This is a genomic window from Arthrobacter sp. NPDC080031 (assembly GCF_040702485.1).
In the GTDB taxonomy this organism is placed as follows: Bacteria; Actinomycetota; Actinomycetes; order Actinomycetales; family Micrococcaceae; genus Arthrobacter.
Genome location: NZ_JBFBLA010000020.1, coordinates 24,649 through 48,027, shown reverse-complemented (window position 1 = coordinate 48,027; position 23,379 = coordinate 24,649). Strand labels below are relative to the sequence as shown.

33 protein-coding genes and 1 pseudogene are annotated in these 23,379 nt (G+C 62.7%); 16 read left to right on the top strand and 18 right to left on the bottom strand.

The window, feature by feature from the left end; translation table 11 throughout:
* Positions 1–72: 72 nt before the first annotated feature.
* Together AB0323_RS16765 and AB0323_RS16760 are read right to left on the bottom strand one after the other, a co-directional pair.
* A complete protein-coding gene (locus AB0323_RS16765; protein ID WP_364533767.1) occupies positions 73–975 on the bottom strand; it encodes a BadF/BadG/BcrA/BcrD ATPase family protein in 903 nt (300 codons plus the stop codon).
* Between the two features lie 115 nt (positions 976–1,090).
* Complete coding sequence (locus AB0323_RS16760) at positions 1,091–2,065, bottom strand: LysR substrate-binding domain-containing protein (RefSeq protein WP_366178322.1); 975 nt, start codon at positions 2,063–2,065, stop codon at positions 1,091–1,093.
* Between the two features lie 107 nt (positions 2,066–2,172).
* Here AB0323_RS16760 and AB0323_RS16755 point away from each other — a divergent pair, with 107 nt between their 5' ends.
* Entirely contained in the window at positions 2,173–3,429 is a 1,257-nt protein-coding gene (locus AB0323_RS16755) for an MFS transporter (protein WP_366178321.1), read from the top strand.
* A gap of 50 nt (positions 3,430–3,479) precedes the next feature.
* Here the strand turns inward: AB0323_RS16755 and AB0323_RS16750 are convergent, their stop codons facing one another.
* On the bottom strand, positions 3,480–4,451 hold the full coding sequence (locus AB0323_RS16750) for an MIP/aquaporin family protein (protein WP_366178320.1): 972 nt from the start codon (positions 4,449–4,451) through the stop codon (positions 3,480–3,482).
* Positions 4,452–4,565: 114 nt separating this feature from the next.
* Positions 4,566–5,747: a PLP-dependent aspartate aminotransferase family protein gene (locus AB0323_RS16745; RefSeq protein WP_366178319.1), complete on the bottom strand. Its 1,182-nt coding sequence runs from the start codon at positions 5,745–5,747 to the stop codon at positions 4,566–4,568.
* A 131-nt stretch (positions 5,748–5,878) separates the two neighbouring features.
* On the opposite strand from AB0323_RS16745, the gene AB0323_RS16740 reads away from it, so the two are divergent.
* Positions 5,879–6,382 carry an Lrp/AsnC family transcriptional regulator gene (locus AB0323_RS16740; RefSeq protein ID WP_366178318.1) on the top strand — a complete coding sequence of 168 codons (504 nt, stop codon included), beginning with the start codon at positions 5,879–5,881 and terminating at the stop codon, positions 6,380–6,382.
* A gap of 29 nt (positions 6,383–6,411) precedes the next feature.
* On the opposite strand, the gene AB0323_RS16735 is transcribed toward AB0323_RS16740, so the two are convergent.
* The 3 genes from AB0323_RS16735 to AB0323_RS16725 all read right to left on the bottom strand — a co-directional run bounded on the left by AB0323_RS16735 (position 6,412) and on the right by AB0323_RS16725 (position 8,631).
* Positions 6,412–6,639: a 2-nitropropane dioxygenase gene (locus tag AB0323_RS16735; protein ID WP_366178317.1), complete on the bottom strand. Its 228-nt coding sequence runs from the start codon at positions 6,637–6,639 to the stop codon at positions 6,412–6,414.
* A complete protein-coding gene (locus tag AB0323_RS16730) occupies positions 6,636–7,301 on the bottom strand; it encodes a winged helix-turn-helix domain-containing protein (protein WP_366178316.1) in 666 nt (221 codons plus the stop codon). Before AB0323_RS16730 ends, AB0323_RS16735 begins: the two co-directional genes overlap by 4 nt.
* 91 nt (positions 7,302–7,392) lie before the next feature.
* A complete protein-coding gene (locus tag AB0323_RS16725; RefSeq protein ID WP_366178315.1) occupies positions 7,393–8,631 on the bottom strand; it encodes an MFS transporter in 1,239 nt (412 codons plus the stop codon).
* 167 nt (positions 8,632–8,798) lie between these two features.
* On the opposite strand from AB0323_RS16725, the gene AB0323_RS16720 reads away from it, so the two are divergent.
* From AB0323_RS16720 to AB0323_RS16700, 5 genes and pseudogenes are all read left to right on the top strand, one after another.
* Positions 8,799–9,359 carry an Lrp/AsnC family transcriptional regulator gene (locus AB0323_RS16720; protein WP_364532829.1) on the top strand — a complete coding sequence of 187 codons (561 nt, stop codon included), beginning with the start codon at positions 8,799–8,801 and terminating at the stop codon, positions 9,357–9,359.
* A gap of 9 nt (positions 9,360–9,368) precedes the next feature.
* Entirely contained in the window at positions 9,369–9,794 is a 426-nt protein-coding gene (locus AB0323_RS16715; RefSeq protein WP_366178314.1) for a DUF1761 domain-containing protein, read from the top strand.
* A gap of 18 nt (positions 9,795–9,812) precedes the next feature.
* Complete coding sequence (gene corA / locus AB0323_RS16710) at positions 9,813–10,808, top strand: magnesium/cobalt transporter CorA (RefSeq protein WP_366178313.1); 996 nt, start codon at positions 9,813–9,815, stop codon at positions 10,806–10,808.
* 143 nt (positions 10,809–10,951) lie between these two features.
* A pseudogene (locus AB0323_RS16705) lies at positions 10,952–11,011 on the top strand (hypothetical protein); the annotation flags it as partial.
* Positions 11,012–11,124: 113 nt separating this feature from the next.
* Positions 11,125–11,337: a hypothetical protein gene (locus tag AB0323_RS16700; RefSeq protein ID WP_366178365.1), complete on the top strand. Its 213-nt coding sequence runs from the start codon at positions 11,125–11,127 to the stop codon at positions 11,335–11,337.
* Positions 11,338–11,422: 85 nt separating this feature from the next.
* On the opposite strand, the gene AB0323_RS16695 is transcribed toward AB0323_RS16700, so the two are convergent.
* The 3 genes from AB0323_RS16695 to AB0323_RS16685 form a co-directional block, all read right to left on the bottom strand.
* Positions 11,423–11,569: a lmo0937 family membrane protein gene (locus AB0323_RS16695; RefSeq protein ID WP_364532817.1), complete on the bottom strand. Its 147-nt coding sequence runs from the start codon at positions 11,567–11,569 to the stop codon at positions 11,423–11,425.
* 89 nt (positions 11,570–11,658) lie between these two features.
* Positions 11,659–12,084 carry a hypothetical protein gene (locus AB0323_RS16690; protein WP_366178312.1) on the bottom strand — a complete coding sequence of 142 codons (426 nt, stop codon included), beginning with the start codon at positions 12,082–12,084 and terminating at the stop codon, positions 11,659–11,661.
* A gap of 4 nt (positions 12,085–12,088) precedes the next feature.
* Positions 12,089–12,358, bottom strand: a complete 270-nt coding sequence (locus AB0323_RS16685) for a hypothetical protein (RefSeq protein WP_366178311.1) — start codon at positions 12,356–12,358, stop codon at positions 12,089–12,091.
* Between the two features lie 335 nt (positions 12,359–12,693).
* On the opposite strand from AB0323_RS16685, the gene AB0323_RS16680 reads away from it, so the two are divergent.
* Positions 12,694–13,401 (top strand): TetR/AcrR family transcriptional regulator C-terminal domain-containing protein, encoded by a 708-nt coding sequence (locus tag AB0323_RS16680; protein ID WP_366178363.1) that lies wholly within the window; start codon positions 12,694–12,696, stop codon positions 13,399–13,401.
* 26 nt (positions 13,402–13,427) lie between these two features.
* Here the strand turns inward: AB0323_RS16680 and AB0323_RS16675 are convergent, their stop codons facing one another.
* From AB0323_RS16675 to AB0323_RS16660, 4 genes are read right to left on the bottom strand one after another with little or no spacing between them, the layout of a single operon-like run.
* The gene (locus AB0323_RS16675; protein ID WP_366178310.1) at positions 13,428–13,958 is read right to left on the bottom strand and encodes a ferritin; all 531 of its coding nucleotides are present in this window, start codon (positions 13,956–13,958) and stop codon (positions 13,428–13,430) included.
* A 41-nt stretch (positions 13,959–13,999) separates the two neighbouring features.
* Positions 14,000–14,368: a fluoride efflux transporter CrcB gene (gene crcB / locus AB0323_RS16670; protein WP_364532805.1), complete on the bottom strand. Its 369-nt coding sequence runs from the start codon at positions 14,366–14,368 to the stop codon at positions 14,000–14,002.
* The gene (locus AB0323_RS16665) at positions 14,365–14,865 is read right to left on the bottom strand and encodes a CrcB family protein (RefSeq protein WP_366178309.1); all 501 of its coding nucleotides are present in this window, start codon (positions 14,863–14,865) and stop codon (positions 14,365–14,367) included. Before AB0323_RS16665 ends, crcB begins: the two co-directional genes overlap by 4 nt.
* Entirely contained in the window at positions 14,862–15,398 is a 537-nt protein-coding gene (locus AB0323_RS16660; RefSeq protein WP_366178308.1) for a universal stress protein, read from the bottom strand. The genes AB0323_RS16665 and AB0323_RS16660 overlap by 4 nt, the downstream gene beginning before the upstream one ends.
* A 106-nt stretch (positions 15,399–15,504) precedes the next feature.
* On the opposite strand from AB0323_RS16660, the gene AB0323_RS16655 reads away from it, so the two are divergent.
* Positions 15,505–16,239, top strand: a complete 735-nt coding sequence (locus AB0323_RS16655) for an SOS response-associated peptidase (protein ID WP_366178307.1) — start codon at positions 15,505–15,507, stop codon at positions 16,237–16,239.
* A 1-nt stretch (position 16,240) separates the two neighbouring features.
* On the opposite strand, the gene AB0323_RS16650 is transcribed toward AB0323_RS16655, so the two are convergent.
* Positions 16,241–16,420 carry a hypothetical protein gene (locus AB0323_RS16650; RefSeq protein WP_234757138.1) on the bottom strand — a complete coding sequence of 60 codons (180 nt, stop codon included), beginning with the start codon at positions 16,418–16,420 and terminating at the stop codon, positions 16,241–16,243.
* A 488-nt stretch (positions 16,421–16,908) separates the two neighbouring features.
* Here AB0323_RS16650 and AB0323_RS16645 point away from each other — a divergent pair, with 488 nt between their 5' ends.
* The 4 genes from AB0323_RS16645 (at position 16,909) to AB0323_RS16630 (ending at position 19,598) form a co-directional block, all read left to right on the top strand.
* Positions 16,909–17,505 (top strand): DUF2510 domain-containing protein, encoded by a 597-nt coding sequence (locus AB0323_RS16645; RefSeq protein WP_366178306.1) that lies wholly within the window; start codon positions 16,909–16,911, stop codon positions 17,503–17,505.
* Positions 17,506–17,697: 192 nt separating this feature from the next.
* Positions 17,698–18,108, top strand: coding sequence for a hypothetical protein (locus tag AB0323_RS16640; RefSeq protein WP_366178305.1), 411 nt, complete (start codon positions 17,698–17,700; stop codon positions 18,106–18,108).
* Between the two features lie 185 nt (positions 18,109–18,293).
* On the top strand, positions 18,294–18,860 hold the full coding sequence (locus AB0323_RS16635; protein ID WP_366178304.1) for a hypothetical protein: 567 nt from the start codon (positions 18,294–18,296) through the stop codon (positions 18,858–18,860).
* A gap of 336 nt (positions 18,861–19,196) precedes the next feature.
* The gene (locus AB0323_RS16630; protein ID WP_366178303.1) at positions 19,197–19,598 is read left to right on the top strand and encodes a hypothetical protein; all 402 of its coding nucleotides are present in this window, start codon (positions 19,197–19,199) and stop codon (positions 19,596–19,598) included.
* A 17-nt stretch (positions 19,599–19,615) separates the two neighbouring features.
* On the opposite strand, the gene AB0323_RS16625 is transcribed toward AB0323_RS16630, so the two are convergent.
* Positions 19,616–20,002: a hypothetical protein gene (locus tag AB0323_RS16625; RefSeq protein ID WP_366178302.1), complete on the bottom strand. Its 387-nt coding sequence runs from the start codon at positions 20,000–20,002 to the stop codon at positions 19,616–19,618.
* Between the two features lie 408 nt (positions 20,003–20,410).
* Positions 20,411–20,572 carry a recombinase family protein gene (locus tag AB0323_RS16620; protein ID WP_366178301.1) on the bottom strand — a complete coding sequence of 54 codons (162 nt, stop codon included), beginning with the start codon at positions 20,570–20,572 and terminating at the stop codon, positions 20,411–20,413.
* A 189-nt stretch (positions 20,573–20,761) separates the two neighbouring features.
* On the opposite strand from AB0323_RS16620, the gene AB0323_RS16615 reads away from it, so the two are divergent.
* Positions 20,762–21,064 (top strand): hypothetical protein, encoded by a 303-nt coding sequence (locus AB0323_RS16615; protein WP_366178300.1) that lies wholly within the window; start codon positions 20,762–20,764, stop codon positions 21,062–21,064.
* Positions 21,065–21,439: 375 nt separating this feature from the next.
* On the top strand, positions 21,440–21,631 hold the full coding sequence (locus AB0323_RS16610) for a DUF4236 domain-containing protein (protein WP_366178299.1): 192 nt from the start codon (positions 21,440–21,442) through the stop codon (positions 21,629–21,631).
* Between the two features lie 356 nt (positions 21,632–21,987).
* Here the strand turns inward: AB0323_RS16610 and AB0323_RS16605 are convergent, their stop codons facing one another.
* The gene (locus AB0323_RS16605; protein ID WP_366178298.1) at positions 21,988–22,302 is read right to left on the bottom strand and encodes a hypothetical protein; all 315 of its coding nucleotides are present in this window, start codon (positions 22,300–22,302) and stop codon (positions 21,988–21,990) included.
* Positions 22,303–22,753: 451 nt separating this feature from the next.
* Between AB0323_RS16605 and AB0323_RS16600 the strand changes: the two genes are divergently transcribed.
* Entirely contained in the window at positions 22,754–23,371 is a 618-nt protein-coding gene (locus tag AB0323_RS16600; protein ID WP_366178362.1) for a site-specific integrase, read from the top strand.
* Positions 23,372–23,379: the final 8 nt, after the last annotated feature.

Below are 23,379 nucleotides of genomic sequence, written 5' to 3'. Positions count from 1 at the left end.
CAGGACTGGCGACAACGGAGTTCTCGCGTCGCCAGTCCTTTTCCGCGTCCGCTGTCCATTCGCGCGTCGGCTTTAGGGCAACTCCGCGACAATCTGCAGCACACCGAAAACCGGTTCCTGATCCAGGACCCGTACATCGGTGATCCCGTGCGCGGCCAGTCCCGCCCTGAAAGCGGACTGCAAGGGCTCGACGTTCATGCCGAGCCCGCCGCCCAGAATCACCGGTCCGGGGAGGCCAAGCTGGCGAACTGCCTGCGCCGCCAGCTCCGCGAGATCCCGCCCTGCCTGGTCCAGAAGTTGGCGGCTGATCTCGAGCCCTTCACGCGCGGTCTCGACTACGGCGCTTGCGCGCTGGGCCCAGTACCGCCGGTCGGTGTCCTCCGAATGGAACAGTGCGATGAGTTTGTTGGGGTCATCCACGCCGCAGGATTCCAGGAGGGCCACAGTGAGGCCATCCGGCTCCAGCCCTTTGTTCATCCGCCGGAGGCTGTGACGCACTGCCTCCCGGCCCAGCCAGTAACCGCTGCCCTCGTCGCCCAGGAGGAAGCCCCAGCCGCCGGCCCGGGCTTCCTCCCCCTCGGCGTTCTTTCCCCAGGCCGCGGATCCAGTCCCGGCGATGACGGCCACTCCGGTGCTGGCCCGGCCTGCCGCCAATAGCAGGCGGGAATCGTGGACTACCGTGACCTGTGCGCCCGGGACATGGGGTTCGATCAGCTCGGCCAGGGCGCGGGCATCGGCGTCAGTGTCGATTCCCCCTGCGCCGGCGAGGACGCGGTCCACGTCGCCGCCACCGATCATGGCGAAGAGCTCGCCAAGATTCTTCGCAGCCGTCTCCCGGCTCACGTTCTGGACGTTGGAGCTCCCCGTGCTTTCGTCGCGGACCGGCTTGCCGTGCTCGAAGCGGACACCGCGGGTCTTCGTGCCACCGATGTCGAGCCCGATGACCGTTGCCGCGACGGAGCCGTGACTCGGCACGGGTCCGCGGGCAGTGCCCTCGGCGGCGCCCGATACCAATCCGTCGTCGGGCCGGGGGGTCGTGTTTTCTGCAGTCTCCACGTCCAAAAGCCTAGCGCGGGCGCAGCGGGTGGATCTATTGGGTACCGGATCGCGCTTTGACAAGTCCTGCGAGCAGCCCCGGCCCATCGGAAAGCACCAGTTCACGGAAAAGCCTTACGGGGTCCGGTTCCTTGCGCCGTTCACGCCAGGCAATCCCTATCTCCCGGTATGCGAGTTCCGAGTCGAGTGACACTTCCACCCACCCCAGGTCCGTGGAATCCAGGACCCCTTGAGGTCCGGGCCCTAGTCCTCCCGGCGGCAGGATGCTGTAGCCCAGTCCAGCGGACACGAGCCCGCGGATGGTGTGCGAGTCCTGGCTCTCGAAAGCGACCCTGGGGCGGAAGCCCGCGTGCCGGAAGATCGCGTCGGTCAGCGAACGCAAGCCGAAGCCGGGCCCCATGGAAACGAACGGCTCATGCTTGAGCTCGGCGAGCCGCGCGCTGGCCCGCCGGGCCAACGGATGGCGGTGATGGACCACCAACCGCAACGGCTCGCGGTACAGCGACGCCGAGGCGAGGCCCCTGCCCGGCGCCGCCACGGGTGCCGTCAAGGCAAAGTCGGCCTCGCCCGCGATGAGCGAATCGAGGCAGGCGGCTCGTGCTCCCTGGCTGAGCTCGAACGCCGTGGAAGGGTGCCGGCTCCGGAATGCGCTCATGAGCAGCGGCAACGTGGCCTCGCCGAAAGTGTGCTGGAAGGTCACCCCGATTCGGCCGCGGACTACATCGGATTCGTGGCGGACCACGTCCAGTCCCGCCTGGAACTCGGCGAGCGCCGCTTCGATGTAGGGAAGCAGGGTCTTGGCGGCCGGGGTCAGGCGGACTCCGCGGCCTTCACGGATAAGGAGTTCGGTCCCGACGACGGCGCTTGCCCGGGCCAGCGCCCGGCTCACGGTCGATTGGGGTACTCCGAGCAGCTCGGCCGTCTCGGTGACATGTTGCGTCCGGCCAAGCTCAGCCAGCAGTGGCAGCAACGGCAGTAGCTGGACCAGTTGCTTGTGTTCGACGTCCATGCCTGTCCATCCTCGGATTGACCATTTCAATATCATCCATATTGGCTATCAATCTTAAGTGAATCATGCATTGGAATCATCACTTCGGATCGCCCTACTGTGGAAAGGTGAGTACCAACGCAGCATCCACGAGCCCCGCAGAGTCCGATCGGGAAGGCCACCTGAAGGGCTCCACTGCCTACCGGCGGATCCTCGCCGGCCTGGCCCTCGCCGGAGTGGCCACCTTCGCGCAGCTGTACTCCACCCAAGCCGTCTTGCCACTCATGGCGAACGAGCTGCACATCACGGCGGCAGAGGCAGCGCTCACCATTTCCCTGGCCACGGTAGGCCTGGCGGCAACAGTGTTGCCTTGGTCCTTCGTCGCCGACAAGATCGGCCGCGTGCGTGCGATGGCCATCGGAATCGCGGCAGCCACGGTCCTGGGCCTGCTCGTCCCCCTGGCCCCCACCTTTCCGCTCATTCTCGCCCTGAGGGCCCTGCAGGGCATGGCCCTGGGCGGTATTCCGGCGATCGCCATCGCGTACTTGAATGAAGAAGTCAACAAAGTGCACGCCGCGCTGGCCGCCGGCAGCTACGTAGCGGGCACGACCCTCGGCGGACTCGCCGGCCGTCTGCTCGCGGGACCCATCGGCGAATTGTGGGGTTGGCGGGCCGCGGCCTTCGCCGTTTCCATCCTTGCGACGGCATCGGCCGCCCTGTTCCTGCTGCTGGTCCCGAAGCCGCGGCGCTTCACACCGAGTTCCGCTGGAGGTTTCCGCGGGGCCGTGAAGACGTTGGCGGGCCATTCTTCGAATCCTCGGCTGCTGGCCCTCTATGTCCAAGCGTTCCTGTTGATGGGCGGTTTCGTGGCCGTCTACAACTACCTCGGATTCCGCCTCCATGCCGCGCCCTTCGGACTGCCCGCCACCGTGGTCAGCCTGATTTTCCTGGCGTATTTGTCCGGAACCGTGAGTTCCCGCTGGGGAGCCGGACTGTCCATGCGCTTCGGCCGCCGCACGGTCATGCTCGCCGGAATCGCGACCATGACGGCCGGCCTTGGACTCACCCTGTGGGACAACATCGCCGCGGTTTTGGCAGGCTTGGTTGTCTTCACGGGAGGCTTCTTCGCGGCGCACAGCATCGGAGCCGGCTGGACCGGAACTATCGCGACGGTCGGCCGCGCGCAAGCAGCGTCGTTGTACAACCTGTCCTACTACCTGGGTTCCAGCATTATTGGCTGGGCCGGCGGACTCGCCTTCCAGGCTTTCGGCTGGGGCGCACTCGCTTGGACGGTCATCGCGCTGGGGTGCACGACGGCGGTGATCACCGCCGTCGTGCACCGATCCCCGGCGCGCCAGGTCGCCGTCGTCGGCTCCTCCGTGTGACCGTGCGTTCGCCGCACAGCACGGCAGATCAGCGCCAGGATTGAGCTATTTTAGGCTGCCCGTTTCGGTTCGGACGCCGGAGGGATCTCCGCGCCGGCCCGTCCCGGAAGCGTGGGTTGCGCCAACAGGGTGCGCGCATGGAGCACGTCCCCGATGAACCAGTCGTAGATCAGCACACCGATCACTCCGCCGACGAGGGGGCCGACGATCGGGATCCAGAAATACCAGCTGAACGCTCCGTCAACGGTTCCCGGCAGCGCCGTTTGCCCCCATCCCGCGAGCCAGGCAAACAACCGCGGTCCGAAGTCACGGGCTGGGTTGATGGCGTATCCGGCGTTCGCGCCCACGGACATGCCGATCGCCGCCACGGCGAGCCCGATCATGAACGGGCCCAGGTTCGCCTGTACGGCCGTGTTGCGCATGTCGATGATGGCCACGACGAACAAGACGAGGAAAGCCGTGCCGACAATCTGGTCGACCAGTGGACCGACGGGATTTCCGTTGAAGTACGGTGCCGGGAAGGTGGCGAAAATGGAGTATGTCGCCAGCCCCTTGGGATCTGCGCGCCCGGTGCCGACAGCCTTGTTATAGGCGTCGATGGCATCGTGATAGAGCAGGTACACCAGCGCGGCGCCGGCGAAGGCGCCAACAATCTGGGCAAGGATGTACGGGCCTACCTTTTTCCACGGAAACTTCCGCCGGACTGCGAAGGCCAGTGTCACTGCCGGATTGATGTGCGCCCCGCTGACCCCTCCGCCGACGTAGATTGCCAGCATCACCGCTATGGCCCATCCCCACGTGATCAACAGCCAGTCGCCGGCGGCCATGAAGATCGTGGTCGACGTCGCGGCCCGTCCCGAGCCGGGCAAGGCGGCAACCGCCATCGCCACAACCCCGTCGCCGAAGGAGATCAGCACGAATGTGCCGAGGAACTCGGCAAGGAGTTCACCCCACGTACCACCCAATTGCTTGAGGCCGCTTCCTTTGCGGACTGCATTCCTTAGTGGACTGACATCACTCATTCCGAGTGCCTCCTTGAGTCATCCGATTCACCATTGGAAATTGACAACCCCAGCACCTTTATGGTATGTCGGACGATCTAAGGTAACCAGCCGATTGCCTTAGGTAACCAAGACTCACGTTCCGGAATTGAGATCAACGGTGGACTCGATAGCCTGGACCAGGTCATCGATGATGTCGGCCGGATCTTCCAAACCGATGGAAAGCCTGAGCATGCGCGCCTGGGGCTTGGCCTCCGGGGCCACCGGGCGGTGGGTCAATCCGGCCGGGTGTTGGATCAGTGTGTCGATTCCGCCTAGAGACACTGCGTGCGTGATGAGGCGGACCGCGCCGGGAACGCGCTCCGCATGCTCGGCCGATTCAAGGTCGAAAGAGACCAACGAGCCCGGACCGCTCATCTGTGTACCTACCAAGTGCAAGGGATCGCACTCGGGAAGCCCCGGGTAGTACACCTTGGCGACGAGTTCGTGGCCTACGAGCGCTGCGGCGATCTTGTGGGCGTGGTCCTGTTGGGCCCGCACCCGGATCGGGAGGGTGGCCAGGCCCCGGTGCAACAGGTATGCGGGCCACGGAGTTAGGATGCCTCCGGTCACGGCACGGACCCGGCGCAGCTGCGTGGCCCACTCCGCGCTTGTTGCCACCACTCCGCCCATGGCGTCGCCGTGGCCGCCCAGGAATTTCGTGGCGCTGTGGAGAACCATCGCAACGCCGTGCCTGAGTGGCCGCTGGAGGATCGGCGTGGCAAAAGTGTTGTCCACGAGAACCGGAACGTTTCCGGCATCGGCCACCAGGCGGTCAAGGTCCACGAGGTCAAGGCTCGGGTTCGCGGGGGTTTCCACCACCACCAGGCCGGTATCCGGACGAAGGGCATCCCGGACGCCGTCGGCCTTGACGAAGGTGACCTGGTTGCCAAGCAGGCCGCTGGCCAGAACGTGGTCCGTGCCGCCGTAGAGTGGCCGCACCGCCACCACGTGCGTCTTGCCTTCTGATTGGGACGCGAGCAGCACGGCGCTGAAGGCGGCCATCCCTGAGGCAAATCCGACGGCTTGCGCTGCACCTTCGAGCGCAGCTACGCCGTCTTCGAACCTGGCTACCGTAGGATTCCAGAGACGCTGGTACACCGTGCTCTGACCGTCGAGGCGCACGCCCCCGGTGGCCATCTGCTCGTAGGCGAGGCCGCCGTCGTGAACAGAAGGCAACGGCGCAGTGGTTGACAGGTCGATGGGAACGGCGTGCACGCCTTGCTCTGTGAGTCCTGTCCGGCCGGCGTGGACTGCGAGTGTGTCTATGGCTGTCACTGCTCTCCTTGAATTATTCACCGTTGAATTCGGTCAGTATCTGGCAATAATTCGGAGATTTACAGTGCAAATGAATGGATTGAGTGGAAACTGGCATCTATGATGAATAGACAGCACTTTCAGGAGGATCCGTGACCACCACCCCGAAGAACGTTCGGCCCGTCGGCGTCAGCGAGCCCTTGGATGCGATCGACGAACGCATCCTTGCGGCTTTGGTCGAGGATGCCCGGATCTCCAACAAGCAGCTGGCCGAACTCGTCGGAATTGCGCCGTCAACGGCGCTCATGCGGACGCGGTCACTTTCCGAACGCGGCATTATCGAGGGTTTTGAAGCCGTCCTCAGCCTCCCGGCAATCGGCCGCTCGGTCCAGGCCCTGATCGCCGTGCGCCTGCGCGCCCATGACCGCGACCAGATCGACCGGTTCACCGCCCGGGTTCCCGCCCTCCCTGCGGTCATCTCCACGTTCCACACTTCGGGCTCCGTGGACTACCTTCTGCACATCGCCGTAGCCAACACCGACGACCTCCGCGACTGGGTCCTGGACAACCTCGCTACGGACCCCGTGGTGGGCCACACCGAGACCACTTTGGTCTTCGCCCACATCCAGGGCAACCACGGGCCGCTGCCGGAATAGCGGTTGACTAGCGGGCGGTTCGACTCAGCTCAGTGGCGCGGCTCGAAGCCCGAGTGCGCGGCCCCAATGGCGTCCTGGCGCAAGTCACCGAGTTCCTGCCGGCGCGTGAGGGCGCCCCGCTGCATGGCCGGGTCGACCGGAGGCGTGTAGCGCCTGCGCTCGGCCCACGAAACCAGGCTGGTTCCGATTCCGGCGGCTGCCGACTCCAGCATGGAGGGCCGGCGGTAGGTGCCGCATGGTGCGGTGGCAGTGCTCATGACTCTTTCCCTTCGGTGGCTGCTGCGTGCGACTTGGCGTCGCGGGATTTCTTGTCTCCGGCCCACGCCGGAACGCCCAGGATCGGGAAGGCGTTGAAATGGATCTGCACGGGACGGGCATCGTCCGCCTCGGGTTCGCTCCGGATCTCCTCCAGAAGATTGCGGGCGAAGGCTTCGATGGAGCGGGCATAGCGGCCCAGCTGCTCGGCCGACATCCGGGCATTCGCCGTGTTGACGATGGCTGCGTCGAGCCAGTCTTCGTCCAAGGAGTCCATGCCGTGTGCCATGAAGTCGGCGAGGACAGCCTGCCTGCTGCGTTCGAACTCGCGGGTTACCAGCCGCGATGCCTCCTGCGTTGCCGGTGAATGTGCCAACTCGGGCGAAGTGATCTGGATTGCTCCCCTGGGCCGCTCCCACCACCGCTCCCGCGCCGTCCCTTTGCCCTGGACCTCCTGGACGAAGTCGAACTTGGCAAGTTGCCGCAGGTGGTAGCTCGTGGCACCGCTGGATTCATCGAGCAATTCGGCCAGGCTGCAGGCGGTCTGCGGCCCGTAACGGGACAGCATCTCGAGGATCTGGACGCGCAGAGGGTGCGCGAGCGCTTTGAGGGATGCCGTATCGACCTTGCGGACGGGGAATTCCGGCTCTTGAAGCGTGTCCATGCCGGAAACGCTACTCTTGCAAAGAAACCTTTGCAAGAGTTTCTTTGCAAATGAATCTTTGCGAACGCGGGCTCATCACATGGGCCGCCGGTCAGCCCTTGCGGAGCACCCCGCGGAGGGATCCCACGGCGAGCACGGTTGCGGCCAGCCCGCACATCACAGTGAAATAGCTGGCAGCTGCGCCCAGCCCGATGACCGAGGCAGCCAGTCCCAACCCGATGACCGGCACGGCGCTGCCAAGGTAGGTGATGACGTAGACGGTGCTGATGATCTGGGCGTGCCGGGACGCTTCAACCTTGCCGGCAACGTCATTGAACACCAGCCGGAAGGCGATCCCCTGCCCTACCCCTGCGGACAGGCTCGATGCCACCAGCAGCACCGGACTGGACAGGGACGCCGCCGCGCCGACCAGCACAATGGAAACCCCCAGGACCGCCAGTCCGGCGGGCACGGCGAAACGGCCGCGGACGCTCAGCAATTGGCTAAGCGCGGACGCCCCGAGCGTCAGTCCGGCGAGCAGACCGGTCATGGGGCGGGAATCGGCGTGCACGACGACGGCGAAGTAGCCGGGCGCGAGCGAAAGGCAGAATCCGAACACGGCAAAGCTGAGGAATCCCACGCTTGAGGCGAGCCAAAACGCTCCCCTGGCTTCCCGCGATACGGAGGGCCTGCGTGGGGCGAGCGCCGTGTAGGGGCGAGGGCCTTCGGCAGGCCGGATCGCCGGGCGTGCTTTGAGAAGCCACAGCGGGACCAGCAATAGGAGCAGGACGGCCGCGTGAATGAAGAACGGCGTTGAGGTGGCACCCGGGAGCAGCGAAAGCAGTCCACCGATGGCGGGACCGGCGGCCACCCCTCCGGAGGAGGACAGCAAAGTGAAACGGGAAGCCCACTCGGGCCGGGACGGAAGCAATTCACGCAGCGCCGCCGAACTCGCTCCGGTAGCAAGGCCCACGGCGACGCCCTGGAGCATCCGGCCGGCCGAGAGCATCAAGAGGTTGTCAGCGTTGGCGAAAACCAAGCCGCCCGCCAAGCCAACGAGGACAGCCAGCACCAGCGCCGCACGTCTGCCGATATGGTCCGACCAGTGGCCGGCGAGCATCAGCACAGCCACGAGTGCCAGGACGTAGCTTGCGAAAGCAATGGTCACGCCCAGTGAAGTGATTCCCAGTTCTGCCTGAAGCAGCAGATACAGCGGGCTCGCCAGGTTGGCACCGACCAGCAGCGTGAACATGACGGCGCCGGCCAGGACCAGCCGCGCCGTGGTGGAAGCATCCCAGCCCCGGCGCCCGGCGGTGGCCTGGCGCATGCGCAGTTCGCTAAAGACAGTCATTTCCGTGCCTTCGCCTCAGCGGCCATCACGGTACCTGGCCTGTGGGCCGGGACTGGACGGCCCAAAATATTGATGGCAATAGGATGCCGCAGGCCTGCTGGATAGATCAGATGTCCATGAAAGAATTGATCAGAATAGTCAAAATTGAGGTCCACTGATGACCACAAATGAGCCGGAGTGATGATTTGAATACCCTCGATCCGACGGACCTGAAGATCTTGCTCGAGTTGATCCGTGATCCCAGGGTCCAGATCGGCGAACTCAGCGAGTCCCTGGGGATTGCGCGCAACACCGCCCAATCGAGGATGCGCCGACTGGTCCGCTCGGGCGTTCTGAACGACGGCGGCCGCGAGGTCGACCTCGAAAAGGTGGGTTACGACGTCGTCGGCTTCGTGACGTTGGAGGTGACCCACCGCGAACTCGACGGCGTGATCGGAGCCTTGCGCCGCATCCCCCAGGTCCTTGAGGTCCATGAAATTTCGGGGAGGGGAGATCTCTTATGCCGGGTGGTGGCCACCGACACGCACAACCTGCAAACCGCGCTTCGCTCCATCCTCAGAACCAAAGGCGTCATCCGCACGGAGACGGTCCTTGCCCTGCACACCCATATCCCCTACCGGACAGAGCCGCTCATCGGCAGGCTCGCCGACGCCGCCGAGACCGCCGGCGCCACGAAACGGGTCAAAACGCAGCTTTCCACTGATTCGCCGGTCAGGGAAGCCGACTAGGATTCCAGCATGGATTGGCTCTCTTCTCTTCAGCACCTCAACTGGCTGGCCATACTCCTGGCGTTCGTTTCCAGCATGGTGATCGGATTTGTCTGGTACATGCCCGCCGTCCTCGGCAGACGATGGATGGAAGCCATTGGCAAGACCGAGGAAGACCTCAAGAAGATCGACGGCGGCGCAGGAATCTGGGTCCCCATGATGGTGGCCGCAGCACTCACGAGCATCCTTCTGGCCGTCCTCATCGGGAGGCTGGGCGTGCAGGGCAGCGTGGCCGCGGGTTTCTTTGCGCTAGTGATTGCGGTTGTCTTCCGCGTCGGCGGCCACGTCATCCACAACGGTTTCGCGGGCAGGCCGTCCGCCGTGACCCTCATCGACTCCGGGCATGACATCGTGGCCATGACTGTCGCCGGGTCAATCATCGGAGCGTTGCAGTAACGGGAGGAGAATAGCCTCGTGACCATCATTGACAATGCCGTCTATGTGAACGGTATCCGGACCGCCACCCCTGGAAGCCTCGAGCAAAGCGTCGAAACGCTGGCCGCCCACGGCGGGATGGTGTGGATTGGACTGTACCGGCCGGACGAGACGGAAATGGCGGCAGTTGCTGCCGAGTTCGGCCTCCACTTGCTCGCAGTCGAGGACGCCGTCAACGCCCACCAGCGGCCCAAGCTGGAACGCTACGACAACAACCTCTTCACAGTCCTCCGGCCTGCGCGATACGTAGACGCTACAGAGAGCGTGGAGTTCGGTGAGCTTCACATCTTCACGGGGAAGAACTTCGTAGTCACGGTCCGGCACGCGGAAACGCCCGGGGTGGCCCAGGTCCGTCGCGATCTGGAAAAACAACCGGAACTGCTGCGCCATGGTCCCGAAGCCGTCCTGTACGCATTGTTGGACCGGGTGGTGGACGACTACGGCCCGGTGATCTCGGGGCTGGAAAACGACATCGACGAGATCGAGGACCAGCTATTCGGCGGCGATCCCCTGGTTTCGCGGCGCATTTATGAACTTGCCCGCGAGGTCATCCAGTTCCAGCGCGCAATCAGCCCGCTCCCGGACATGATGGCCTCGCTGAAGCGCGGGTTCGTGAAATACGGAGTCGACATCGAGCTGCAGCGCATGCTCCGGGACGTGGAGGACCACGTCGAACAAGTAATCTCCCGCGCCAATGGGTTCCGCGAGCTGCTCCAAAACGCCCTGACCCTCGACGGGACCCTGACCGCGAACCGGCAAAACGAGGCGAGCGCGGCACAAAACGAACAGACCAAGAAGATCTCCTCGTGGGCCGCAATTTTCTTTGCACCAGCCTTCGTTACCGGGCTCTACGGCATGAACTTCGACGTCATGCCTGAACTCCATTGGCCATTCGGCTATCCCATGGCGCTGGGAATGATGCTTGCCGCGGGCTTCATCATGTACGTCATCTTCAAGCGGAAGAGCTGGCTCTAGTGGCTCCCGGACAGGAGGGCTTCAGCAGGGGCAAGATCATCACTCCCGGGTCGCCGGCGCAACTCGGGGCCTTCGGTTTGTTCCAGCCGGTGAAGTCACAAGAACGGATCCTCACCCCCACGACGCAACGGCTCACCGTCAAAATGGCTGACGACATGCTCTGGGTCAGTTTCGCGGAACTGTGCGGCGGCCTCATGTCAACCGCGGACTACTTGGCTTTGGCCGAGGACTACGGAACCTGGGTGATCGACGGCGTACCCTCGCCAACGATCGAGCCGGCTGCCGGGTCCGCACCGGCCTGGCAACGGTTAGTGACGTGGTGGATGTCTTGTACGACCAGGGCATCACGCTGTTCCTGGTGGGCCACGGGCCCTTGGACTGGGACCTTGCCGGTGACCTGGCCCCGGACCCGGCCCGGCGGATCGGCGCCCGGAAGGTTGATCTGGCCCGAATCGCGAGCCGCCTGTCGCTCCTGGGCCGGGTGGAAGCCTCGGAGCCTTTTGAAGAGATAGAGACCGGGGGCAGCTGATCGCCGGTTCCCGGCGAAAGGTCGGCTCGGGAATCCGCCCCCTCCGGAACCTCAGCCCAGGAGGGGGCGGCGTTGCAGTCGGACCCTACACGCGTGACCTGCCGCGGATGAAGTGGAAGATCAGAACGACGACAGCGACAACCAAAAGCAGGTGAATGAGCCCGCCGCCGATGCCGCCGATAAGGCCGAGAAGCCAGAGAACGGCAATAATGATGGCTATCCAAAGCAACATGTGAGTCTCCCTTGTTTGTTTGCGTGCCCGGGCCGACGGCCTAGGCATTCGTTACTAAGTATACTTACTAATGAAGGTAAGCGGGTCAGCTAGCGCGGCTTTTCCATTTGGAAGCCGCACCGGCAACGCAGTACCCGGATGCGGAGGTAGTTCCCGAGCAGGTCCGTTGACCGCGGCTGGGTGGAGACCGGCGTGAGCAAGCTTCTCCGGTCCGGATCGCTCGGGGTCATGGGTTCCCCGCAGTGGATGTACTCGGCGCCCAGATGGAGGACGTCAGTATTGGCTGTCGACCGGGCCAGGACCGCGGCGACGAAGGCCGCCGTGGTGGACAGGACGCGCGCGCCACCGCATTTGGCGCAGTTGAAGGCAGCGGCGAGGGTTTCGCTGCGGCGGTCCATCATGGTGATGGAGTCCACAACGAGGTGCACGTCAGTGTCGCATGTCACGCACCAGGGCTGCTTGCCCCGGGGCTGGTGGGCGTCCAGGGGGAGGTAGGTGCTTGAGATGGTGCTCATCGGATCAGGCCAGGGCCGGGCAGCTTGCCAGAATGTAGTCGGCGGCGGCCGGGCCTGTCATGGCCAATCCGTTGCCTGCAGGATCAATGCCCTTGGTCTTCATCGCCGCCCAAAAAGAGCTCTCCGGCTGCGGCACGGACTGCTGCAGCCAACTCCAACTGGTGTACAGGCCGTAAAAGCAGTCCCGTCCGAGAGTCGAGTCGGACCGGTCGTTCGTGTGGATGGTGGCTTCTTCAAGGAATTTGTCGAAGTGCATCTTAATTGCATTAGCCATGGGGGCCCTTTGTTGCGGGTGCATTGTGTGTGCTGCCATGTGGCTATAGCAGCTGAGCCCCAATGCGTGCACGCGGCACCGGGGCGGTCACCCGGTTTCTGTGGAACTCTGCGGCTCGGGCGGTCTGTGCGTTGTGCGCAGTCACGGCTTTCCAAGGGGTGCGGCGGCCGGTGGCCGTGCGCTGAAGTCCGCCTCGTTAAACCTGCGTAGGAATCTTGTCTACGATGTAGACTTTACGCGTAGACTACAAAGTAATCAAGCTTCTTTTCTTCCCCAAGAACACGCGAAACGCGATCAGATCAGGATGGAATCCCGTGCCGCCCCGAAAGACTCCGATCAATTCTTCGACTGCCGGCGAGAAGGCCCCCGGGGAGAAACCCAGGCTCAGCCGCGACCTCGTGCTCTCCACTGCCCTGGCATTGGTGGACGCGGAAGGACTGGACGCGCTCACCATGCGGCGCCTTGGGCAGGAACTGGGCCGGGATCCGATGAGTCTCTACCGGTACGCCGCCAATCGGGCCGCGCTCCTGGACGGCGTGACGGAGTTGGTCCTGAAGGAGCTTTCCATCTTCCCGGACCGCCCGGATTGGCAGGCACAGCTGCGGCAGATAGCACATGACTTGCGCTTGTTGGCCCTGCGGCACCCGAACGTGGTGCCACTGCTCGTGACCCGCCCGCTCTCGACGCCCTTGGGCCTGCGCCCGCTGGGCACGCTGCGCCCGCTTGAACAGATCCTCTCGTTGCTGATCGACGCCGGGTTCGCCCCGGCCGACGCGCTGCACGTCTACCGGGCTTACTACGGGTTCCTGTACGGCCACATCCTCAATGAACTGCAGGAATTCGTGGTGGATCCGGACGAAAACGAAGCACTGCTCCGCCTTGGCCTGCACCGCCTGCCTGCGAAGGAATTTCCCCGCCTCCGCGCCCTTGGCCCGGTGCTCGCGGACTACGACGGCGCGGCCGAACTGGACCAGGGCATCAGCATCCTTCTCGCCGGACTCACAGCGTCCCTCGCAGGCGAAAAAACCACTCCCAAAGCCTGAGCGCCACATCTGCGGCGGGTCGGGAGCTAGATCGCCCCACCTGCCGTGGGCGGCGCGCCCGTGTCGTTCCCGCTGTCGCCGACTTGTTCCCGGGCGACATAGTTCTCAAGGTCGAAGAGGTTCTCCGCACGCTCAGCAACATTCAACAAAGTGGTCATCGAGGCCACTTCTTCGACCTGCTCCTTCAGGAACCACAACATGAATTGCTCGCCGAGGGGATCATTTTGTTCCCTCGCTGCCCGGAAGAGTTCCTCAATGTTGCGGGTGACTTCCTTTTCCTGGGCCAGCGCCAAGGCAATCGGTTCCCGCACGTCGGCAAAGTCGTTTCGGACGGCCGGAACTCCTGGAATCTCGACCGGCTGATTGCGGTCCAACATGTACTGGACCATCATCATGGCGTGGTTGCGTTCTTCCAATGACTGCCGGTAGAAGTGTGCCGCCAGCTGCGGTAGATCCTGGGCATCAAAGTACACCGCCACCGCGATGTACTGCTGGGACGCGGCAAACTCGTTTCCTACCTGGGCGGACAGGAGCTCATTGAATGTCTTCTTTGCCATGCGCCCGATCCTACCTTTGGGATTTGGCTGCGGACAGCGCCTCAGAACAACAGGACCAGCCCGACGCCGGCTGCCGCAGCTGCGACGCAAGCCGCCATAGTGCCCACTCCGTTGAGGAGGGCAAGTCCGGTCCGGCCGCTCTGGACAAGCCTGACGGTCTCCAAGCTCGCCGTGCTGAAGGTCGTGTATCCGCCGAGGAATCCTGTGCCGAGAATCAACTGAAGGGATTCGGGAGCCTGATGTGCCATGACCAGTCCCGCCAGGATCCCCATGAGAAGCGACCCGGAGGTGTTGATGAAGATGGTGCCCAGCGGCAGCGCCGTCCGGGCCCAGGACCGGACCACCCCATCGACTACGAAACGGGCGGCTGCCCCTGCGCCCCCCGCGAGCGCTATGAGAAGGAGCGTCATGGCCGGGCCTTCTGCCCCTTTTGGGCGGACTTGTGGCGGAGCGCCCCTAGCCAAATCCCCAGGATCGTGGCCGCGGCACCGCCTAGCAGGCTGGCCGCCAGGTACCAGATAGCATCCATCGCGCGTCCAGCTCCGATGAGACGAACAGAGTCCAGCGCCAGAGTGCTGTAGGTGGTGTAGGCCCCGAGGAAGCCGCTTCCTATGCCCAAGCGGGCAATCCGGCGGAGGCCGGCGTCGGGCCCGCTCCGTGAGAGTGCTTCGAGGAGCCAGCCAAGCGCGAGCGCGCCGGACAGATTGATAAGCAGGGTGGGCAGCGGCCATGCGTTTGGCGCCGGAAGCGCCATGCCAAACCCGTAGCGGCTCAAAGCCCCCAGGATTCCGCCGGCGGCGACGAGCAGAACGAACCGCCCGTGCAGATGAAGCGGGCGGTGCGGGTGCCGGTCCGGTGGTGCCGTCTGGGATTTGGCTCCCGGCGGTGCGGTACTGCTTTCCTTCATTGATCCCTGCTTGGGTCGTGACGGCCCAAGGGAACCATGAGCACGGGGCAGTTTTGGCGATGTGCCAGATGCAAGGCTACCGATCCGGTGAGCAGTCCTTCAAACCTTGGGCCGAGGCGATGTTCCTTGGTTCCTACGACGATCATGGAAGCGTTGATACCCGCCGCATAACGGCCCAGTGAACGGGCAGGCTCGCCGGCAAGCGTCACAAAGGTCCACCGCACACCCGTTCCGTCAAGTTGATCCGCGATGCGGGATCGCAGCGACTCCGAGATGGCCGCGGCGTCGTCGTCAATTCCGTCTGGGTCGATCGGTTGGGCCGCCAGGTGCCCGTCCCGGTCCCCCGCCGACGGGAAGCTGGTGACATCGGCGAAGGCCAGGACCAATTCCAATCCCGCACTCAGCGCAACTTCCGCGGCTTTCTCAACCACCGCGCCAGGCTGATGTGGGAGGACACCTGCCAGCACGGGTCCGCTCAAGCGGGCGGGACGGCCCTTGGACGGCGGCGTTTCCTCGCCACGCGGATTGCTCATGGGGCCCTCCAGATGTCCGAGTGGTCAGGATGCGGGCTCTTGCATCTTGCTCCAGTATGGGCTTGTTCGGCTGGCGTTGTCCCAAGCGCTAGGCGAGAATATCGATATGTGCGGTCGGTTCAGTGTCGGGTTCGAAGCAGACTATCTCTCGAGGAAGCTCGGTGCCGTGCTGCGCGGTGATACCGACTACCCTTCGCCAACACTCCAGATCAACCCGACCGACCCCGTGATCTTTCTGCGGGGACGGGCTGGAAACGGTTCAGTCGAACGGGAGCTCGCGGCCGGGCGGTGGGGCTTGGTTCCAACCTTCTCCAAGTCTTTCGATTCGAAGGTGCCCACATGGAATGCGCGCTCGGAAACCGCCGGGGCTGTCCCGGTGTTCAGGGCTTCCCTACCCAAATGGCGGGCCGTCGTTCCGGCTTCCGCCTACTACGAGTGGAAAAAATCGGGGCCTGGCCGCAAGGATCCCAAGCAGCGCTACATCGTTGAACCCCAGGATGAGCTGATTACCTTCGCCGGATTGTTTGCGCCATGGCGCGACGAGAGCATCGAGGACAAGTCCGCACCCGGAGCCTGGCGTTTGTCCTGCTCGATCCTGACCATGGATTCCCCTCCGGAAGGCGTTCATGAGAGATTGCACAATCTGCATGACCGGATCCCGGTTCCGATCTCTGCAGACATGATCGACGATTGGATCGACCCCAAGGAAACCAGGGGCCACGCCCTGCTGGACGCCGTACTGGGCGATGCGTATGGCTTGGCGTCGTCATGGACGATGAGGCCCGTGGAACTCGTTGAAGACAACACCAAGTTGGTGGACGTCGCGAATCCGGCCGCCTGACTCAACGTTCGTAGCGCAGTTCGGCCCTCACGTCCGTGTCCTTTAGCCACGTCAATCTGGTGGCCGATCCAAAGGGATTCGGCCACCACTGCACCAGGACCTTGCCCTCCGAGGTCCGGGTGACCATGGCCGGAACATATTGAAGGTACTTCGGCCAAACGAGCTTGGCGATAACGGGCACCCTTGAAACGGTTGACAGTGGTTCCGTTTGACGCGGAGGCGGGGCACCGACTGAATTCAACGGCGCGGGATATTCGGGCTGGTCAGGCATGCCCGAATACTACTGCGAGGCATCGACAATATGGAGGTCAGGAGATTCGAACTCCTTACCCCCAAAACGTTCCGGAGGACCGCATCTACGCGGCCCAGGAAATCGCTGACATTCTCCAAATCAACATCCGCAAAGTCCGGGAAAACGCCTAGATGCGCAAGTGGCCGTCCCTCGACTGCGGTGAGCGCAGCATCCGCTTCACTAAGCAGCCCCTACAGGACATCCTGTCGCTCTCCGAGACCCCGCCACCCCCGACGACGTCATCACGCCGAAGGACACGCCGGCCGAGCCTGTGACGGAGGGCACAGAGGCGCCTAAGCGCCCGGGGGGCAACCAAGCCTTACGATCGATCCCGAGCCGCCCAGCGACTCACTCACAATAGAAAATGGGGGAATCTCATGAGCAATCCTGCCGGCTGGTATCCAGACCCGTCTAACGCGGCTCAAGCCCGATATTGGGACGGCAGTCAATGGACCGGCAAGACCTACCCTTTCGATCCACGCGGCATGGCGAGCACGTCCGCGCCGTCGATGGAATCCATCGTATCCACGGCGAAGGCCACACTTTCGCCGAAAGGTGCAAGGCTCGGTGGTATAGGCTGCGTAGTCGCGTTGTTCGTCATTGGTGGTATCGGCTTCGCGAGCTGTTCCGCGTCAGTCTTTGGCGCAAAGCCACAGTCGAGTTCGCCAGCGTCACAGGTAACCCAAGCCTCGGCGGCCGCGGACTCGCTGTCGGGCAACGATTCGGTCTTCATAAGCTACGTACGCTCGCACACGACGACGCTAGGTGCAGCGCCGGACAGCAACTTGATCAGAGTGGCCACAACCGCATGTGCCGCCCTCGATCAAGGGCACACAGTGGAGGAGCTAGTGCCGCCGATCCTGCAGACCGCGCAGAGCGCAAAGATGCGCGACGATCTGTCGCTAATGGTTGGCGCCGGTATTCAAGACTATTGCCCGCAGTATGCGACACAATTCGACAAGTATGCAGGGTAGGAAAGCCTGACAATGATGCGAAAAACGATGGGGGATAACGTGAAAATTGTTTCAGTACTTGTTGCGATAGTTCTACTTGCCAGCCTCTCGGCTTGTGCGGGGAACCCCGCCGCCAATACTCAGAGCCAGGGCGCCAGCGCCGCAGCGGGAACTGCTATTCCGACTCCGACGCCTACGCCGACTCCTACCGCGATGAGCGTCGCGGAAGCAGGACAGTTCTATCTAAGCGTCATGTGCAAGTCCAATAAGGTAGCGGATTCAATGAACGCGTCGGTCGAAGCTCATCCTTTTGTTCTTGCTGCTGCGGACCGTGACACTGCACTCTACAGGGACGCGATCAAAGCATCGATTCAGCAGCTTAGCGCCCCGCCGCGGGCATGGCCCGATGTAGTAGCCGCAGACGTGAACGCGTTCCTGGATGGCCTCTATGGCGAGCTCACTCACGCAGCCTCGGCTGCTTTGTCGACCACCCAGCAAGGCTACTTCGCAGAATGGAACGCTTGGAATAACCCCAGCGCTCCAGACCCATCCCATGTGGCAGCCCAGAAGATCAGGCTCAAGCTTGGCTTGTCGGCGGACGCAGTAGCGAGTTGTGGCCCGTAGATGGACGACTCAAAGCCAATTTCGGGATCTGTACTTTGATTTGAAAGCGGCGTCGCTGGACTCCCTGGGTCCCGCACCTTCTCCCTTTGACAAGTGACGCATGTCGAAGACAGGAGGACTGCGATAGGGAAACTCCGGTCCTCTGACGCTTCACGGCATCTTGCCGTTGGTATAAAGTTCCGGTCATGTCGTGGAGTGTGTTAGCCAAACCAACGTCAGACTGGGCCGATCCGGCACTCCTGACGGTTGGACGCGCAACCTACATCGCTCAAAACTTCGAAAACAACTGCAAAAACCTACTCAAGAGCCTCCAGCTCACGAAGCGGCTGATGAATCTGGCGGAAGCCGAAGCAGGCGACTTTGACGCCGCCATTGAAGGAATCATGGAGGACTTCCGCGGGCAGGGATTCGTATATCTGAACCGCGCACTGACCCAGCTCAACAAGCAATCACCAGACGCCTTCGCTGTGGAGGATGCGGCAGTCCTTGAGGCCGGTCGGGATGCGCGGAATTGGATCGCTCATGAGGGCGCCCGGTTTGACGTTTATGCTCTTGATCCCGACGAAGCGCTCGACTGCTTGAAAGACCTGCGTCGCCATGTCCGCGCATTGGCGGCCGCTGACGACCTTGTTGCGGGCGTGAAGGCGGCCACCGAACATAACTCCCGCGATGATGGCCGACCGCTGGAAGTTGGCAGCTACGAGCTTCTCGTCGAACGCTGGGTATTCGCTCCCATCGAAGATGCAAGCTGAGTCTGGCGCTCAGTTGACTAGCGCCTTCCTGCTCTCTCGGAAACGCCTGAGCGAGCGGCAGGTGTCCTCGCATCCAAATGTGAGACTAGGGCCCCCGCGCTCGACGCCAGCCGAAGATTCCTCAATCAGTTCTGAGGCCGCGTGACAAGTATCGAGATTTTCAGCCCTGCGGCCTGGTGTTGGGCTCCACTCCAAGACAATCCTCTGATTGCCGATCCTGACGTGCAAGACGGCTCTGCTCGGCACAGCGGGCCGCCAGACGGTGGGTGGCAGCCGATAGGCGAAGCGGTAATCGAGATGCTCGAACGCGTACAAAAGTGCCACAGAGATCTGCTGATGCCCACTCTCTGCATCGACGTCGATCTACCGATGGACGGCGAAGCCGAGTGGATCGTAGGGACCTGGTTCAGCGTCTCCGAGGGTCCCCAATTGCACCCTGGCCCGGATACCTGGTGGATAAACGGGCGCCACCGCACTTGGGGCCTCGCGCAGGCGGGATTTGAGGTTGCCCCGGTTCTGAACGCTTCATTCGGTGACCTGATAAGCGCCTGGAGCCCGGACGCCGATGCGTGCTTCCCTCCCGATCGCGATGACATCGCGGGGCATCGCGAGGTCATTCGCTGGTGGTCAACATCGGACGAAGCCAAGGCTTGGCGATTGTTCAACCCGTCGCATGCGACGGAATGGAGCGCCGTGCTTGACGCGTGGGACGATCGCTTGGCGAAGACAGGCAGATGAAAGAGACGCCAAGGCCTCTACGAAATGCGGTCGGTCCCGTCGGCTGTTGTGCTCGAAATCTCTTCCTGTCGCCGATCAGCGGTCGCAGCAACGTCGGGATCAGCTTCGTAGTCAAATAATTGGCCTCCACCGACGACCAAAAACAGGCCGCCAAATCCTACCGCGATCGCTGCGCCAATGAAGAAGAGGGGCCATACTAGAGCAAGTGCGATGAACCCATAAACGACACCGCCTGTAACCAAGGCAACAAAAACGAAGGCTGCGACGTTCCCGCCATTGACCTTACGTTTGCCCTTCCGCATCATCGCCTTGGCATATGTCTCCGCCTCAAACCTAATGAGGTCCTCGACATGACCTCGGGCTGACGCTGGCAGCAAATCGTGCAACTTTGCGTGCTGCTTCATTGATCTAACCTTGGCCGGATCTTGGCGACCGTTCCTTAGTTTCAGCCAAAGTCCTCCGGCTGGAACCAAGATGCCACCGATCAACGGGCCGAACTTTTGAAGTCATCCAACAATTTCATCCACCGAAGGATTCTATGCCGGTACGACCGACATCCAGGGCGCAACCGCCAGCATGGGCATCCGGCCTACGTGCGACGGGGGGTGCTGGAAGGCCTGGTGTTCATCGGTCGGAGCCCACGGGCTGACGCGCCCCCGCGAATCGAACTGTCGAGGCATACCATTTTGCGTCTCGGGCACCCGGCACAGACGCGCTATTGAGGCTTGCGGCTACCTCGGGGCCGGGAAGGCGCTGATCAAGCTCGCATGACCGCTGCCACCTTACCCCTCGTAGGGTGGCAGCGCGGCTCGTTACGCGTCAACGAGTATGCGTTGGGAATCGATGACGCGCTTCACCGTGCCCGCATACCAAGCCTTGCCGCCGTGAGCCGTAGGAACGTTGCGTTCATTCAAGCTCTTCGCGATGGCGTCCATCGACATTCCGCCCGCGAACTCGGCGCGGGTCGACGTCACACATCCTCGGGAAGAACGGGCAGTCGTCCGAAGGTAATCTTCCGGCCGTCCTGGTTATGCCATCGGCTGGCAGGTTCGTGATTAATTCGGCCACAGGATGAGCGATCCGGCCCGTGTCGGCAGGGCTGCTTCGGCTATGAGCTACTAACATCGGAGCGTTATTTACTTCAACCGATTTGGGGACATCTTTTGAACAAGCCCAAGGCTTCCGCATATCCAATCATTCTCGGCATCGTATTCCAATTCATTGGCATCGTCGTGTTGACTTTCTCGCTCCCGGCAAGTTTTAGCTACTACTCCGGAAGTAGCGCCATGGCCGGAGTTGTCATCGGCGTCATAGTCCTGCTGATTGGCTTGATCGCTCTGCTCGTGGGTATCGGCCGCGCAGCATCGGGGCTCGACTACCTTGTTTCCGTCGCTCCAGACCGACAAACGGAGCATGTTGCCCAAGGCGCCCCTTCGAGCGGGGACGCATCGAACGTTCCTTCGTAGTTCAAAGGCCGGGACCAGCCCTCACCCTTCACCGGGTGGGGGCTGTTCTATGCACTTATCTATCGCAGGAAGACGGACAACACGTTCAGTAGGATTGTGACGCAGAGGAGTGCCACTCCCCCTTCCCGGCGAGTTCGTAACCGCTATCGTCAACCCAGTTCTACAGGCGTCAAAAGAAAATGGAGAACACGTCGGCGAAGTAGTCGAAGATGCTATCCCTAGCGACCCTTTGAATCGATGGCTCAAACTTGGACCTGGGCTAAAGGCGCCGACGACTGGGACTTGGGCGGCCCGCGAGGCAAGTTCCGTAAGGAATGACCCGGCGCCCGAGTCCCCCGCGAACCCTGGGCAGTCCCATTGCATTAACCGGCGTCGATGGCAGAGGATACGGGCATGGGGTTCATCTATCGCAAGCGCGTCAAGCTCGGCCAGAACGGGCACGTCAACATCTCCAAGAGCGGAGCCTCGGTGTCCGAAAGGATCGGGCCGCTCACTTTGAATAGTCGGGGTCGCGCAACGTTGCGAATTCTTCCCGGCCTAACGTTCAGGTTCGGAAAGCGCCGATAACCTATGGTTGGGCTGGCCCAGAGCATGGCATTCAACGCGGCTGCTAACAAGAACACCCAACCCAAGGCTGGGCGTGGTGGTTTACATAGGCGATCCACTGGCCTCGCGTCATCCGAACGACATCGATGCACTCTCCATTGACTTCGGGCCGAGCTGAGCCGCTGCCGAGCTACGAGCACAGTGGAGTCTGCCGCCGCAATGAGACAAAGAGCGGCAGTCCTAGGCTGCCGGCTCGATGAGCTCTGGGCCGTTGTTCCGGACATGGTTGACCTTTTCGCTCACCACTCGAGGCACGAGGTAAGTTTCCGGCATGGCTCACGAAGCTGTCAGTTCTGATGGCAATCGGCTTGGAGCGACTAATCAGGTTTGGGAGCGTTCATCACCAAGGCGTTGACCGCAAAGCTTGGATGATTCCGCACCAACGAAGAATCCGTGAATAGTCGGGCTGTACCGGGAAAGGTGATAACCCCAAAGTCTGCTTTGTCGTGTTGCTGCTGTGCGGATATTTCGATCGACTGACCACGATACGTCGCAGTCAGCGTCCAATCTGCCAAAGCGCTCCCGACAAATTCGAGGTGAAGATGGTCGCCTTCGACAACCACAGCGATGTCCGCGTCCTCCCAGAAGGCTTCGGTCCACTCGAATCTCGCCAACCCGGGGATGTTCGTCATGATTTCCAGAATCCGGCGAGGGCCGTCATCGTCCCCAATTTCTTCGACGGTCTCGTCGACCCAGGCAAACCACGCGGCGCCGATGAGGCTCGTATGTAGATCCAAAGTCAGGGAAAGTCACGCTGAACTCATTCTTCGCGGACTGGGCACAGCGGCGGGCACCAGGCACGTTAAAGGCAATGAGTCTGGCCGTTCGCTCGTGCACGTTCGGGCATGTGGAGTTCCGGAACCTAAAACGCTCCCATGTTGAAGCGTGGGTGAAGAAGATGAGCGTGGACGGGCTGGCCGCCGGGACGATCAAGACTCGATATAGCAACGGCCGCTCCATCCTCCGTGGAGCTACGAAGGACCGGCTTCTTGCTGCTAATCCAGCGGATGGCATCACTTTGCCTCGGGTTAGGAAAGCCGAGGCCGCCATGACAATTCCGTCGCCCGCCGAGGTCGGGCGGATATTGGATGCCGCCCGGAGTGGTTCCGGCCGTTCATCGCTCTGTGCGCATTTGCGGCGCTGCGGCTCGGGGAAGCCGTCGGCATCCAACTTGATGACGTGGACTTTCTCCGACGCACGCTAAATATCCAGCGCCAGGTCCAGCGGTCGCTCCCGGGAACGGTTGCCATCTCTCCCCCGAAGTACGGGTCCGAGCGGACCGTGTTCATCCCGGCGGGACTGACGCAGATCCTCGCCTCCCACGTCCAGGACATTGGGGTACACGGCGCCAAGAACTGGTTGTTCGTCGGCCCTGTAAACGGCCTACCGCCGGCACAAAACACGGTCGGCGGCTGGTGGCGCAAGGCGGCCAAGGCGGCCGGACTCCCCGACGTGAAGCTGCACGACTTGAGACACTTCTATGCGTCCGGGCTCATCGCGGCAGGGAGCGACGTCGTGACCGTCCAGAGGGCACTGGGCCATGCCAAGGCGACCACAACACTGGACACGTATTCACATCTGTGGCCGACCGCGGAGGGCCGAACCAGGGCTGCCGCCGAGGATCTGCTGGATGAAGCTCTGCGGATTCCTGCGGGCTCCCTGCGGACTGACGCTGTTCAGTCGGCAGGGATTCCACTCTAAAATCCCCT

Coding starts and splice junctions, on each gene's coding strand:
- AB0323_RS16690 (WP_366178312.1), bottom strand. CDS start 12,084: ATGAGCACCATCTCAAGCACCTACCTCCCCCTGGACGCCCACCAGCCC.
- AB0323_RS16610 (WP_366178299.1), top strand. CDS start 21,440: ATGGCAGAGGATACGGGCATGGGGTTCATCTATCGCAAGCGCGTCAAG.
- AB0323_RS16725 (WP_366178315.1), bottom strand. CDS start 8,631: ATGACTGTCTTTAGCGAACTGCGCATGCGCCAGGCCACCGCCGGGCGC.
- AB0323_RS16660 (WP_366178308.1), bottom strand. CDS start 15,398: ATGAGCAATCCGCGTGGCGAGGAAACGCCGCCGTCCAAGGGCCGTCCC.
- AB0323_RS16630 (WP_366178303.1), top strand. CDS start 19,197: ATGCCCACTCTCTGCATCGACGTCGATCTACCGATGGACGGCGAAGCC.
- AB0323_RS16720 (WP_364532829.1), top strand. CDS start 8,799: ATGAGCCGGAGTGATGATTTGAATACCCTCGATCCGACGGACCTGAAG.
- AB0323_RS16645 (WP_366178306.1), top strand. CDS start 16,909: ATGAGCAATCCTGCCGGCTGGTATCCAGACCCGTCTAACGCGGCTCAA.
- AB0323_RS16675 (WP_366178310.1), bottom strand. CDS start 13,958: ATGGCAAAGAAGACATTCAATGAGCTCCTGTCCGCCCAGGTAGGAAAC.
- AB0323_RS16640 (WP_366178305.1), top strand. CDS start 17,698: ATGAGCGTCGCGGAAGCAGGACAGTTCTATCTAAGCGTCATGTGCAAG.
- AB0323_RS16715 (WP_366178314.1), top strand. CDS start 9,369: ATGGATTGGCTCTCTTCTCTTCAGCACCTCAACTGGCTGGCCATACTC.
- AB0323_RS16605 (WP_366178298.1), bottom strand. CDS start 22,302: ATGACGAACATCCCCGGGTTGGCGAGATTCGAGTGGACCGAAGCCTTC.
- AB0323_RS16625 (WP_366178302.1), bottom strand. CDS start 20,002: ATGAAGCAGCACGCAAAGTTGCACGATTTGCTGCCAGCGTCAGCCCGA.
- AB0323_RS16665 (WP_366178309.1), bottom strand. CDS start 14,865: ATGAAGGAAAGCAGTACCGCACCGCCGGGAGCCAAATCCCAGACGGCA.
- AB0323_RS16635 (WP_366178304.1), top strand. CDS start 18,294: ATGTCGTGGAGTGTGTTAGCCAAACCAACGTCAGACTGGGCCGATCCG.
- crcB (WP_364532805.1), bottom strand. CDS start 14,368: ATGACGCTCCTTCTCATAGCGCTCGCGGGGGGCGCAGGGGCAGCCGCC.
- AB0323_RS16730 (WP_366178316.1), bottom strand. CDS start 7,301: ATGGACACGCTTCAAGAGCCGGAATTCCCCGTCCGCAAGGTCGATACG.
- AB0323_RS16735 (WP_366178317.1), bottom strand. CDS start 6,639: ATGAGCACTGCCACCGCACCATGCGGCACCTACCGCCGGCCCTCCATG.
- AB0323_RS16685 (WP_366178311.1), bottom strand. CDS start 12,358: ATGGCTAATGCAATTAAGATGCACTTCGACAAATTCCTTGAAGAAGCC.
- AB0323_RS16760 (WP_366178322.1), bottom strand. CDS start 2,065: ATGGACGTCGAACACAAGCAACTGGTCCAGCTACTGCCGTTGCTGCCA.
- AB0323_RS16655 (WP_366178307.1), top strand. CDS start 15,505: ATGTGCGGTCGGTTCAGTGTCGGGTTCGAAGCAGACTATCTCTCGAGG.
- AB0323_RS16695 (WP_364532817.1), bottom strand. CDS start 11,569: ATGTTGCTTTGGATAGCCATCATTATTGCCGTTCTCTGGCTTCTCGGC.
- AB0323_RS16750 (WP_366178320.1), bottom strand. CDS start 4,451: ATGAGTGATGTCAGTCCACTAAGGAATGCAGTCCGCAAAGGAAGCGGC.